The organism is Pedobacter heparinus DSM 2366 (assembly GCF_000023825.1).
Taxonomy (GTDB): Bacteria; Bacteroidota; Bacteroidia; order Sphingobacteriales; family Sphingobacteriaceae; genus Pedobacter; species Pedobacter heparinus.
The window spans coordinates 4,046,145-4,060,086 of the sequence record NC_013061.1; the positions used below are offsets into that span (position 1 = coordinate 4,046,145).

Sequence of the window (13,942 nt, forward strand, 5' to 3'; positions counted from 1 at the left end):
TATTGGTTTTACTTTTTTAAATCAGGATTTGCGGTATAAGCGTTTTTAATTTTATCAATGTATTTTTTATGAAGTTGTATAGAGACCGTTACCGGGTTGCCCTGTGGCTTGTCTGTATATTGTTCACGTCCATTTACCCAGTTCCATTCCCAATCTTTCATCCGTGTTTCAAACGCTTCCTGATCAAATGATTTCCCTTGCTCCAGTGCTGTGCTGGTCTCGGCGATAAATGTTTGCCATCTTTTGCCGTAAAAACCATTGAACAACCCTGCCCATTGCTTGTTGGCATATTCGTGCAGCGATGCGTCTTTACCACCCCAAAGGGTGATCAAGTCGCGGGCATTTTTTTCATATAAGCGACTTTCTGATTCATTGGTTGCCCATTTTTTGGCATCATTTAACCATTTGCCCAACAGGAAATCTTTACGGGTACCCATTAGCTTGTCCATGTCTGCTATCAACGTTAAAAACTCTGCGGTATGTGCCCTGTAGGCAGTCAGGTTCTTATTCCTGAAATCCCTGGCGAACAGGCGCTGAAGCACTGTCGCGTAATTTGCGAGTACCTGGCGACCTACAGTAACGAGGTCAAATTGATAACAGTCGTTGTTTTTAAAGCGGTTTGATGCATTCAGCAAATATGTCCAGGCTGGAACCAGTTTATCCCCATCGTAAGGCAAGTCTGTACCAGTCCAGTCCGCATGTTTCTCATGTGTAGGTCTGGCCGAGATGATAGTTTCATAGCTTCCTTCTTTTGCATATACCGTCTGGTGTAGGATCTGCCAGGCTTTTTCTGTTTGCGGGTCACGCTGGCCATACCGGCGTTGCGCATAGTTGACCAACCATGATTTGACGTCGATAACCTGATCGTTCCATACATGCTCCAGCATCAGCGAGTAAACTACTGGATTTTGTTCGATACCCTCGGGCACCAATCCAATGCCCGATAAGCGACCCCTATTCGGGTCATGCACCATTTCTGCAGGTTCTCTGCCTATATAGTTAAGGTCGCCATAGAGCGGATTCCTACCACCAAAATTATGCAGCATACACCAAATCCATTTCTTGCCCCAGAAAGCCTCTGTTTTTGTCCAGATGGGTTGTTCATCCGCAAATAGATCCAGCATGATCAGGTTGTCATCAGGTACACCACTCAAGTAGTTTTTAACTACTTCCGGTTTCCAGAAGTCACGCTTATCCCAGAACATCCAGCCCTGCATTACCCAGATGGCCTCCGGATCCGCTTTAGCCATCCCTTTATACACGGCAGTGCCTATTTTTCTGACATATGCCGTGTCTGTATAAGGCAGGTACATTTCGTTAAAGGTATCCGCACCGTATAAATGATCTGTATTGCCAAAGGCTTTGTCTTGCTCTGCCATAAACTTATCGGCTATTTGTTGAAACAAGGGATCGTCAGGGTGAAGTACATAAGTGTCTGCAAACCTACCTTCCCAGTTCAGCCTATCTACCCTGGCATTCGGAAAACGTGCTTTAAATGTAGGTGGAACATGTCCACTGAAGGCAGGCAAAATAGGTTTCATCCCCAGTTCGCGCTCTCTGGCCAGGATTTTCTTTTGCAATTGTTCATGGCTTTCCATCCAGCTTTTAGGCAATGGGCCGTTCAATCCATCGATGTTACCGGCCCAGAACCACATGAAATAAGCCGGACCGGTAAAGAAAGCATCCATATCACGATCGCCAAAGCCCATGCCCCGGTATACGCGGTCCCATAGCGCATTCTGTCCTGTCATGGCCAGCGGCATGTTTACCCCGTTAAGGGCCATGAAGTCGATTTCCCACTCCCAACGTTGCCAATCCCACCAGGAAGAGGTATAGTTGAATGTACAATAATTGAAATAGTGCCTGTATTCGTGCGGGGTAACTTTACGCACTTTACCCGGCACCATTGGAAATGGTTTGGGTATGTTTAAGTTGGTGCCATTCCAGCTGATGTCGCAGTGCGCATAGTTTTTCAGCCAGTAGTTTAAGGCACTGGCTACAGAAATACCGGTGTTTCCTCTCAATACAATTTGATTTCCCCGGCTTTCCAGCTCAAAAATGTCTTTGCCATTGGCTGCTGGTAAATATTCTATAACAAACCGGTCTGCATGGTTAGGAAGAATCCGTTTGATCAGGTCGTAACTTGCTTTTTCATTTAATTTATTGTCAGTACTAGCATGCGCCAGTGTATGAGTAAAGGTAAGGGAGAGCAGAATAAAGATGGATAAAATTAGCTGCTTAAAATTTGGTCGCTTCATGTGTAATTATTTAGTGTTAGTGTAGACAGTTGGAAATGCATTGTTCATTTTGTGATTATACTTGGCGTATAACGCTTTAGCCACTGTAACCGGGTTTCCTGTAGGTTTATCGGTATAAGCTTCATTTGCATTTACCCATTTCCATTCCCAGTCTTTTATGGTATTTTCAAACTTAATCTGATCAATTTCTTTTCCAGCACTGGCCTGCAGCCGTACTTCGTCAAAAAATTGCTGCCAGCGTGGTTTATAAAAGCCTTTCATCATACCGGCCCATTCTTTACAGGCGTATTCATGAATATTACAATCTTTGTCTAACCACAAAGTGATCAGGTCGCGGGCATTGCGTTCGAATAATTTTTTCTCTGCCGGATTATCGCCCAACGCTTTGGCGTTGTTGATCCATTTACCTAACAGAAAGTCTGATCTGGTACCCAGCAACTGATCGATATCGTCGATCAATTCCAAGAACTGAGCGCTCTTTTTGTTGAAGGTGGCCATATCCTTTTGTTTATACGAGCTGGCAAAATCCTGTTGCAGTACGTTGGCATAATTGGCAAGGACCTGTCGTGTAACATCTACCAGGTCATACTGAAATCCATCGCTTGATTTTAATTCGTCTGATGCAGTCAGCAGATACGACCAGGCCTTCATCAGTTCCTTACTGGAATATGGAATAGCTGTATAGGTCCAGACTGTTGCTGCGTCGAAGGTTGGTCTGCCCGTAATGATGGTATTGGTACCCCACCACGGCTGGTGACTGTAAACCGTATTTTTTAATACTTCCCAGGCTTTCTCAGCATTGCTGTTCCTCTTCCCATAACGGCGTTGCGCATAACCCTTTAACCAATTGTCTAAATCAATTGGTTTATCGTTCCATATGTGCTCCAGCATTAGCGAATAGATAGCTGGGTTTTGTTCAATGCCCTCCATGGTCAACCCAATCCCGGACATTTTACCTCTTTGGTCGTTTTTTAATGCAGCTGCCGGATCATTCCCGATTCTGGACATATCGCCGAACATGCTGAGGCGCCCGCCGAAATTGTGCAGCATGCACCAGATCCACTTTTCGCCGTAAAAAGCATCTGTTCTGCTCCATACCGGATTTAATTCACTATTCAAATCCAGTACAATCAATTTATCCTGTGGTACGGCACTAAACAAGGCTTTCATTTGAGTAGGCTGCCAGAAGTTGGGCCGGTCTAAAAACATCCAGCCTTGCATGATCCATACCGCCTGGGTGTCTACAGCGGCCATAGATTCATAAATCTTTTTGGCCATTCCGTTGAGGTAAGTAGAATCGTTACTTACCGGGGTCATTTCATTAAAGGTATCTGCGGAATACAAATGATCCGTTCCGAAAGTGTTGATTAACGCTGTGAGGAATTTTCTGCCGATTTCTTTAAACATCGGTGTTTCTGGGTTGAGTACATAAGCTGGCGACACGTTAATGCCCCATTGCTGGGTGTTCACTTTTATATCCGGAAATTTATCTTTAAAAGAAGGAGGCACATGCCCGGTAAAAGAAGGCAGTATGGGTGTCATTCCCAGCGCACGCTCCCTGGCCAGAATCTTCTTCTGGAGAGCTTCCTGCTTAGCCATAAAGTTTTTAGACATCGGGCCTCCCCAGGCATCCAGATTGCCCATCCAAAACCAGTTGGTATACGCGGGTCCGCTAAAAAAAGCATCCATATCTTTATCGTTGAAGCCCATGCTACGATATACTTTATCCCAAATTGAATTTTGACCGGTCAGCGCTAATGGCATATTCACACCATTTAAAGCCATGAAATCAATTTCCCATTGCCAACGTTCCCAGTCCCACCAGGTCGCTGTATAGTTAAATGTGCAATAGTTAAAATAATGACGGTATTCATAGGGCGTCACCTTTCTTATTTTTTTGCTGACCATTGGAAAAGGTTTTGGAATATTGAGGTTGGTGCCATTCCAGGTGATTTCGCAATGGGCATAATTCTTGAGCCAATAGTTGAGCGCACTGGCAACAGCAACGCCATTGTTTCCACGAAGGACGATTTTACCAGCTTTGCTTTCCAACTCAAACACATCGCTGTCGTTTTCTTTAGGAACGTAGGCCACTTCAAATTTATGGGCGTAGGCAGGAAGGATTCTTTTGATCAGTTCATAGGCTGCTTCTTTATTTAATACATTTTGAGTGGTTTGCGCAATGAGGCTGATTCCTGTCCCTATCAGCATCAAGGCTAGTAAATAATACTTTAGTCGTCTCATATTTCATTTGTGTGTGTGTATTTTTATAATTCAGGGCCAGCCTGGATGTCGCCGCTCGGAACCCCATTGGCGATTACAGGCCATCCCTCTACCCAACTGAGCTTATCGAGCATCAGCATTCTTCTGCTTGCACCGCTGGATACCTTAGGGTTCATTTTATCTATAGCATGGTAGAAGAGCCAGTCCGTCCCGTTTTTGTCGGTAATGATTTTAGCATTGTGTCCCGGACCTGCAAACTTGGAATTGCCCTGCAAGATCAGCGTACCATTTCCTCGCTGCACAATGTTTTTACCTGCTTGATCCAAGTAAGGGCCAAGCAGATTTTCTGATCGTGCGACCCTGACGTTATAAGTGCTGGCAGCCCCATCGCAGCAGCTGCCTTTTGAGCCAAAAAAATAATAGTAGTTGCCTCTTTTGTGAATCATTACGGCTTCAAAATCCCCGGCAGCAATATTTGTTTTTTGATTGATGTCTTTTACGGCGTAGCCATCTGCAGTTAGCTCTACTGCATACGTTCCCTGAACGGTTTGTGAGCTATAACTACCGAAAAATAGATACTTTTTGCCATTTTCTTCGTAGTAATGCGGATCAATCGAGACAGGCACCCCTATCTCCTCACTAAAAAAAAGTTTTCCTTTGTCTACAAATGGCCCTGCAGGTGAATTGGCCACAGCCAGCCCAATGGCAGGATTGCGGTCTGCCCAAAGCGAGAAAGAATAGTACATATGGTACAGGTTGTTTACCCGCACCACATCTACTGCCCATAAACCGCCTTCGGCTTTCCATACAGGTTTTGCCGTGAAAGCATTTCCAACCAGGGACCATCTCACCAGATCGAGTGAACGTACAACCGGTACGAGCCTGTTTCCCTTTCCATCGCCCCAATCATCTTCTGTTCCATAACCATAATACCAGCCATCTGTACCTTTTATGATGCTTGGATCTGCAAGTATTGGTTCAAATACAGGGTTTCTGTATTGTACTGGGTTGGCGCTGGGACCAGTTCCAGTTGGTTGCGGTTCCTGCGGCACATTTTTTTTGCCGCAGGTTACCATTAAAAGCCAGATCAAAGCCAGGAAAAACGGTATGGTTTTCATCTTTGCTATTTCTTTAAGGGCCAGAAACCGATTGGGTTGAAGCGGTAGCGCCATAAGTCGCCGTTGCTATCCAGCGCTAACAGGTCGTCACCAGATGCGAATACATTTACATACATATCCCAGCCATTACCCACTTTTCTTCTGGAGCCAAATACACCGCTGTCTGATAAAGGGATCTGGTACATATCTCCACCTGGCTCAATCGCGATCAGGGAATTTTGGTAAGCGAAAACCTGTTTGTAATCGTTCCATTTGGTACCGATTTTTTTAATTCTGCCAAAATCAAAGTTGCCGGCAACATCCAGGGGATACATGGTCATATCGCCAGCGCCGTCTACGCCAAGTAAAAGCCCTTTGAACGGAATGATTTTAGTAAATATCCCCCAGCCCTGACCGATCGATTTACTGCCGCCGAAAGCTCCCGATTTGCTTATGGCATATTGGCTGATGTCCTGTCCGCCGCTTGCCCATCTGGCAATCAGCCGGTCGCCACCGAAATAAAAGATCATATTGAAAATGTTCCATCCCACACCAATTTGTGCTGGTGTACCAAAGGTGCCGTTTACATTTACCGGATAAAGCAATAAGTTGCCATCAGCATTTTTTATGATCAGCTTTCCATCAAAATCAAGCATGATGTTTCCAACGCCTGCAGTACCCAAGGCAAGCGTTTTTTCACGCGGCACCTCGCCCGGTGCATAAGAACCCGCAATCAGGTAATAAGTGGTGGCCAGACTTTCGTTCAGCGTTCCTTCTCCGGTTTGCTTAGTCACGGTAACAGGCAAGAGATAAGTTTCAAAAGGATTTAAAAAGCCTTTTGTTTTGATCGACAGGTTTAACCTGCCTGTTGACTGCCCACCAGCCGGAATAACGGAAGTAAGGGCCTCGAGCACATAACTACCCTGAGGCATAAGCTGATAATTGGTACTGTTTTGCTGATTGTAAGCCGTAACTTTTTCCGGCATGACAGTAAAACCTACTGTAATGTTACCGGTTGCTGGTTTGGGGCCCCCAAGAAATGCACTATATACAAAGGAGGTGTCCTTATCGACAATACTTACAGAACGGACTTCAACCGGGTTGGCAGCTTGCGGCATATATACCTTTTTCAACTGCTCTGCTTTAGGAAGATCCAGATCAACTTTGACGTCTTTACTACATGCTGCCAGCATCATTAAAATGCCTATCGACGCAGCTAATTTAATTTTTTTCATGTTGTTGGTTTTATGAGTAGCTACCATCCTGGATTTTGTATAATATTTGGTGCCTTATCCACTTCACCCTGCGGCAATGGGAACAGGTAATGTTTTGGACCCTGGAAAACCCTTGTTTCGACCAGTGTCCTGATGTAATAACTTTCATCTGTCAGAGAACTTCCGGCGGTTATGTTCATCCCATATACCGGTTTGCTGTCTGTAGTTGCTGCGATTTTCCAACGGTGTGTATCGAAATACCGGTGTGTTTCATAGGCCAGTTCAATCCTCCGTTCATGACGGATCCTGGCGCGCATGTCATCTTTTAACAGGCCTGCTGGCAGTGATGGCATCCCGGCGCGGTTTCGTATGGCGTTCATATAGGTGTATACATCGGCGACAGGCCCTTTAGATTCGTTCAGGGCTTCGGCATAGTTGAGATAAATTTCACCCAGACGGTAATAGATCCACGTTTTCAATGAAAATTTCCCTTGAGATATAATTACAGATGGGTCTGCAAATTTTTTCAACAGATAACCGGTTGTATTGTAGTCACGGCCTGCCGTATTTTTGCCATCTGCACCCGATGTCCAGAACTGCAACTGTCTGTTGACAAATACTGAACCATTGAAATTAACGGTAGCGTAAAACCTCGGATCGCGGTTGATGTACATATTTCTTACACCGGCAGCCCATCTGTTCGGACTTGATGTTGTGCTGAACCCTGTTTCTACATAGCCTGATGTGCTATTGATGATTGGTGCACCGTTGGCATTGTAACCGGTAATCGGGGTTTCGCCGTTGGCCATTTCATAAGCATCTACCTGGCCCTGGGTTGGGTTCCATCCATTCCATCCCCCTAAGCTTCCGGGAAAGGAGCATTTTTCCATCCAGCCATCTCTACCTGAATTGCGTGCAAACAGCACTTCGGAGTTGTTATTTTCGATAAATAGCTGCTGATAATTCTTTACCGGATCAGTTGGATAAGCGCGAAAGAGCTTATAACCGGCTTCTTCACATTTGTCTATGCATTCTTTTGCTGCAACTGCTGCCCGCTCCCATTTGGCATCCTCATACTGCAGGGGAAAAAGTTGTGTGCCGGCATTGTCTTTAAAGTTGGCATAGTCCGGGTTTCCGTTCCAAAGCGGACTGGCGTTATAAAGCAATACTCTGGACTTCATTGCCAGGGCAGCGGCACCAGTTGGGCGACCAAGTTCACGTAAATCTGATCGGGTCATGGGCAACACTGCGGCTGCAGCATCACATTGACTTACCACAAACTCTATGCATTCTTGTAAGGGTTTGCGTCGGATTGAATTGAAGTCTTCATCTACACTCAACGCCTTATCCAAAATGGGAACTGCCCCATAGATCCGCATTAACTGGAAATGATAAAATGCCCGAAGGTATATGGCCTCAGCTATCCAGATGTTTTTTTGTTGCTGTGTAAAATCAGCATCCACCGGCGTTAGTTCAATGTATTTCAGAAATACATTTGCCTTTCTAATACCTTCATACATATTTTTCCAGATCTGTCCGGCCACATTAAAGCTATTCCAGGATCCTTTGTTCATTAATTTTCCAAACTTTTCCGGCCAGGGGATATTGAGCTCATCCGAGGCTACGACAAAAGGGTTGATGTCTGCCATGTCAGTGAAATAAATTTCGTTGGGCAAGCCAGCATAGATATCTGTCAAAAATGATTCTGCATAGTTTCGTTTTTGAAAGGCTTCCTCAATGGTAATGTCTTCTTCCGGTGTTTTTTCCAGAAAATCTTTGCGGCAGGAGGTTACCGTTAAAATTGACAGCATCAATAGCGTGCTGAATATATATTTGTAGTTCATGCTAATTGCTTTAATGGTGATAAATTATTTGAAGTCAATTTGTAGTCCGGCGTTAAAAGATCGCTGCAAAGGATAGCCACCAGTACCATCATTTGATTCCGGATCGATGATCTTAATGTGGTCCCAGGTATATAAATTGACTGCGTTTATGAATAACCTCATATTTGATACGCCAATTTTATTGTTGAAGCGTTTTGGTAAGGAGTAACCGATCTCCGCATTACGTAACCTCAGGTAATCGCCATTGCGCATGTACAAGGTTGAATTGACAAAATTGTTTGGGTTGTTACCCTCATCAATTGCAGGATATAGTGCGTTGTTCCTGTTTTCTGGAGTCCAACGATTGTCGTAATACTCGGTCAGCACATTGTTTACCCCTGCGCCATCAAAGAATGGCCACATGGAAGTTCCGCTCAACATCAGACTTGTTTGTGCTGCGCCTGTAAAATATACACTGGCATCGAAGCCTTTGTAAGCCACAGTACCACCAAAGCCAAAGGTCATTTGCGGCAACCGCGCATAGCCGATTGGGATCCGATCGTTTGCATCAATTAGTCCATCACCATCAATGTCTTTATATTTAACATCTCCTACCCTTGGCCTGGAAAATGTTTGCCTTGGGCTGGTTTCAATTTCGTCCAGACTGGAGAAGAAGCCATCTGCTACAAAACCCAGGGGCTGTAGTAAAGGGAGGCCTTTGCCAGATAAGTAAGCATATTTCCGGCTGGGTTCATCGTTTTCGACGATGGTATTTCTGGCCCAGGTAAAGTTTGTTCTGAGAGAATAAAAAAGGCCTTTGCTGGTTGTATTTTTGATTTCCAATAAACCATCAATACCCTTATTTTTGATCCGGCCGAGGTTGCCATAAGGAATAGACCAGGGAAAGAAACCTGCAAAATCAGGTACTGTACCTCTTCTAAGTAAGATGTCTTTTCTATCTTCATTAAAAGCATCAATTTGCAGGGTAATTCTGTCTTTAAATAAACCCAGATCTATACCAATGTTGTTTTTGGTGGCCCTTTCCCAGGTTACATTCGGATTTCCAATCGCCTCTTCTTCCATTCCGTTAAACAATTGCTGATCGGCTCCGAAAAGATAAGACTGTCCGTTGGTCCGGATTGTGCTCAGGAATAAGAAACGTTGGGAAATATTGTCATTTCCTACTAAACCTCTTGAAGCTCTTATTTTCAGGTTACTTACAAAATTCACTTTCCAGAACTTTTCATTAGAGACTACCCAGCCTGCAGAAGCAGCAGGAAAAAATCCATATTTCTTACCGTCAGGGAAGTTTTCTGAACCGTTATAACCAAAATTGAATTCTACCAAATAACGATTGTCATAATTATAGGTGGTTCTACCGGAAAGGCCTCTTCTGCGATAGGGCAGGTTTGCAACAGAAGTACCGGCAGACAGATCGACGTAATCACGCTCATTTAGCAGGAGCATGGAAGTTACGCTATGTTTACCGAACGATCGCTCGTAATTGATCTGCGCTTCGGTATATATGGCGCGGTTGCTGTATCCCCCCACACCATAACCAAGCGGTTGTTCTTCCTGAAAAGGAGTGCTGTAAAGGTCTTTACCGCTTATCGGATCTTTACCGAGATAACGTTTCACAAGAAAAGCTTTTCTTCTGGGATTATCCGTTTGCGTGTAACGATCATAGGCAAACAATGCCCTGAGTGAAAGTCCTTTCGTTGTAAAAGAGGACAAGTCCCATTTCATGGCGAAAGTACCTTGCAGGTTGAGGCGGTCCTGAGTTGTATAGCCTGACTGGGTTGCCCTGGCCCAAGGATTCCATCCTAAATAAGTTGCTGCGCCGCCAGGCGTGCCGTCTGGGTTGGTTACCGGATAAGCGATGGGCGAAATGACTTTTAGTGCATTGAAAATATCTGGCGCAGACCATCCCGGATAATTACCTTTGTGGATGATACCACCAATTCCCAATTGCATATACAAACTTTTTGAGAGGTTGATGTCCACGTTACTGCGAAAATTATACCGTTTTATGTTTGCGTTGGTATTGTAGGGATTGTTATTGTCTTGTTTATAGATTCCGTCCTGCAAAGTAAAACCTACGTTGGTATAGTATTTAATGACATCACTACCTCCTGTTACGCTGAGGTTTTGAATGGTTTGCCAGGTATCTTTTTTTAATACGGCATCGGTCCAGTTGGAATTCGGATACAGGTAAGGATCTGATCCATCTTTGAATTTCCGTATTTCCTCATCACTCCAGGTTGGTGAATTTCCGGAGTTGATGCGCGCCTCATTCATTAACGAAGCATATTGCCCGGCATTGATGTACTCCGGTAAACGCATGGCATGAAGTGCTGCCGCCTCTGACCTGAAGGTGACAGCCGGCTTACCCACTGAACCACGTTTGGTAGTCAACAAAATTACACCGTTAGCTCCCCTTACGCCGTAAACTGCAGTTGCAGAGGCATCTTTGAGGATAGTGAAGCTTTCAATCTCTTGCGCATTGATCTGGTTCATATCACGTTCTACACCGTCTATCAGCACCAATGGCGCATTTTGACCAAACGTAGAAAGGCCGCGGATGTAGATGGCAGCCGCATCATATCCAGGCTCTCCGGTAGCCTGCCTGGTAATAATACCGGGGAGCTTACCTGCTATCGCATTAGATAAGGAGGGAGTGGATACTTTCTGCATTTCAGATACGGAAATGGTACTGATCGCGCCTGTTACAGAAACCTTTTTCTGCGTTCCGTAACCAACAATGGCAACTTCGTCCAGGTTTTCTTTAGACCTTGGAGTCATTTGGATGGTGACAAATCCGGTAACGCCAGCACTGATCGTCTGGGTTTTGTAGCCGATATAAGAGAACTGTATGGAATCCTTTTCACTTTTAACACTCAGGGTAAAATCCCCTTCTGCATTTGTAATGGCTCCACCAGTTCCGCCTTTAATTTTAACGGATACACCGATTAGTGGCAGTTTATTCTCATCGATTACTTTACCTGTTATCAGCTTAGCGCGCGCTTCCTGGTAAAAGAAGTCTTCTGCTTTTGCCTCAGTAATCATCAATAGCAAAAACATAATTTGTAAAATTCTATACATATAGCTTGGTTAGTTGGTTTCCATCAAAAACGCAAATCGGCATTGAAAAGCAATACAATTGAGTCTATTCTATATCGAATTGCTTTTTTTTGCTAATTTTATGCGTTTACATCACAAATATAACCGCAAAAAGTTAGCATACAACATTTTTTTAAAAAAAATGTAAATCTTTAAAACCTGTAGTATGGCATCATATAACATATATGAAACCATTATTCCGCCTTAGCCTCATCACAACACGTTAAAACCGCAAAAACGCAAAAAAAAAATGAAAAGTGGTGCAGTGGAAAATGGATAATCAAAAAATATATTAACTTTACCTTAAATCTAAAACCCTTACATAAAGATGCGTAAAGACGAAAGGCACAAACTAATCATGCGAGAGATTAACCTTCACAATAAGGTTTTGTCAACTGATCTGAGCGCATTATTGAATATCTCAGATGATACGGTTAGACGGGACCTGAAAGAACTTGCAGAGGGTGGAAAATTATTGAAAGTTCATGGAGGTGCCGCAAGTAAATCCTTTGTAGCCCCCTTCAATACGTTAAATGAAGTGTATGCAATAAATGAAAAAAGGGCAATTGCAGAAAAAACATTAAAAATTATAAAGAATGATATGGTCATTCTTACCGAGGGCGGCACCACGATACTTGAATTTGCTAAAATGATTCCTGAAAGTTTGAAGGTAACTTTTTTTACGATAAGCCCACAAGTAGCCATCACTTTATCTGACCATCACAACCTGGAGGTGATTACTATTGGCGGCAAACTCAACAAAAACGCAAACCTGCATATCGGAGCAAGTGTAATTAACCAGCTGGTGGATATTAAGGTAGACCTGTGTTTATTAGGCGCAAATGCATTTTCGGCGGAAGAAGGACTTACAGATATGGATTGGGATATTGTACAGGTGAAAAAAGCGATTATCAGAGCTTCAAAAAGAACCGCTGTACTAAGCATTTCGGAGAAATTGAATACTGCACAGCGAATTAGGATCTGCGATCCGAATCATATTAATTATCTCATTACTGAATTACCCGCCGAAAGTCCGTTGTTAAAAAATTACAAAAATGATTACTTGAACTTACTTTAACCGTTCAGTTTAAAACATAGCATCTCTTTTGGTCCAGCTTCTTCATTGGCAGCCATTTATTAATGATTATTAGCTATTTTCATTAAATTTTGTGCTCTACTTGTGTTAAAGTTACTGATTCGACACCCCTTAACTCACCCTTCCTGTAATAAGAATCACTTTTAATAGTTTAGGTCATAAAAACAACACAACAAAATAACTATCAACACTTTAAGAAAAATAACTTTCAAATAACCAAAAAAACACTAAGATTTTAGAGTTCAAAAATCAGCCAATCCGTAAAAACTGCAACAATCTGACTATCTGGCGAAGGAATAAAAAGAACGTATTCAGAACTACAGTTTATAGAAAAGTCGGCGTTTTAATGCTAAATGGAGAAGGATCTAAAACAACTTTTCCATCAATAGGTCTTTTCTCGATGCAGAGACCTCGATCTCGGCCCCATCATTCATTTCCAGCGTTCCGCCATCTCCTTTTCTATATTTCACAACATGGTCCAGATTAACAATAACTGATCGGTTAATACGTAAAAAAGATCCGCCCTGCAAAACGCTTTCATATTCCTTAAGTGTTTTGGAAACGATGATCTTCTTACGGTCCTGCAGATAAAAGGTACTGTAATTACTCATGGCTTCAACCCGCATAATACTGGCTTTATTTACAAAATAAACGCCCTCGGCTGTTGATAGGGCAAGTCTGTTGGGTGCTGAATTTTGATCCGTTAGCGGAATGTGTTTCGTATAATCGGCAACCCTTTTCTTTAGTCTGAAAATGGCAGTATGCAATTCATCTTCATCTATTGGTTTAACCAGGTAATCTACAGCACTTAAACGAAGGGCTTCTAATGTGAATGTATCATAAGCTGTAGTAAAGATGACCTGAAAATTGAAAGAGCCTAATTTCTCCAGGAACTGAAAGCCATTTAGTCCTGGCATTTCAACATCTAAAAAAAGAACGTCCGGGTTTAATTCTACAATTTTAGAAAGCGCTTTAAAAGGATCGTTAAAAATGGCCTCTATCTGTAAATCGTCTCCAAACACCTCCAGCTTACGGGTCAGCAGATTACTTCCCCGCACCTCATCATCCAATATGACCGCTTTTAGCATAACTGATGTTTTTAATCTTATAA

General features: G+C 43.3%; 8 protein-coding genes. 1 reads left to right on the plus strand and 7 read right to left on the minus strand.

The features are described 5' to 3' along the window. Positions 1 to 8: 8 nt before the first annotated feature. From PHEP_RS16925 to PHEP_RS16950, 6 genes are read right to left on the minus strand one after another with little or no spacing between them, the layout of a single operon-like run. Entirely contained in the window at positions 9 to 2,258 is a 2,250-nt protein-coding gene (locus PHEP_RS16925) for an alpha-N-acetylglucosaminidase (protein ID WP_015809204.1), read from the minus strand. Between the two features lie 6 nt (positions 2,259 to 2,264). Then, on the minus strand, positions 2,265 to 4,502 hold the full coding sequence (locus PHEP_RS16930; protein WP_143715768.1) for an alpha-N-acetylglucosaminidase: 2,238 nt from the start codon (positions 4,500 to 4,502) through the stop codon (positions 2,265 to 2,267). Between the two features lie 23 nt (positions 4,503 to 4,525). Beyond that, entirely contained in the window at positions 4,526 to 5,599 is a 1,074-nt protein-coding gene (locus PHEP_RS16935) for a family 43 glycosylhydrolase (protein WP_015809206.1), read from the minus strand. Between the two features lie 5 nt (positions 5,600 to 5,604). Continuing rightward, a complete protein-coding gene (locus tag PHEP_RS16940) occupies positions 5,605 to 6,813 on the minus strand; it encodes a BT_3987 domain-containing protein (RefSeq protein WP_162141664.1) in 1,209 nt (402 codons plus the stop codon). Positions 6,814 to 6,833: 20 nt separating this feature from the next. Next, complete coding sequence (locus PHEP_RS16945) at positions 6,834 to 8,636, minus strand: RagB/SusD family nutrient uptake outer membrane protein (protein WP_015809208.1); 1,803 nt, start codon at positions 8,634 to 8,636, stop codon at positions 6,834 to 6,836. A 24-nt stretch (positions 8,637 to 8,660) separates the two neighbouring features. Then, positions 8,661 to 11,717, minus strand: a complete 3,057-nt coding sequence (locus PHEP_RS16950; RefSeq protein WP_036674214.1) for a SusC/RagA family TonB-linked outer membrane protein — start codon at positions 11,715 to 11,717, stop codon at positions 8,661 to 8,663. A 346-nt stretch (positions 11,718 to 12,063) separates the two neighbouring features. On the opposite strand from PHEP_RS16950, the gene PHEP_RS16955 reads away from it, so the two are divergent. Beyond that, a complete protein-coding gene (locus tag PHEP_RS16955; RefSeq protein ID WP_015809210.1) occupies positions 12,064 to 12,813 on the plus strand; it encodes a DeoR/GlpR family DNA-binding transcription regulator in 750 nt (249 codons plus the stop codon). Between the two features lie 383 nt (positions 12,814 to 13,196). Here PHEP_RS16955 and PHEP_RS16960 read toward each other — a convergent pair whose 3' ends face one another. Further along, positions 13,197 to 13,919: a LytR/AlgR family response regulator transcription factor gene (locus PHEP_RS16960; protein ID WP_015809211.1), complete on the minus strand. Its 723-nt coding sequence runs from the start codon at positions 13,917 to 13,919 to the stop codon at positions 13,197 to 13,199. Positions 13,920 to 13,942 lie beyond the last annotated feature (23 nt).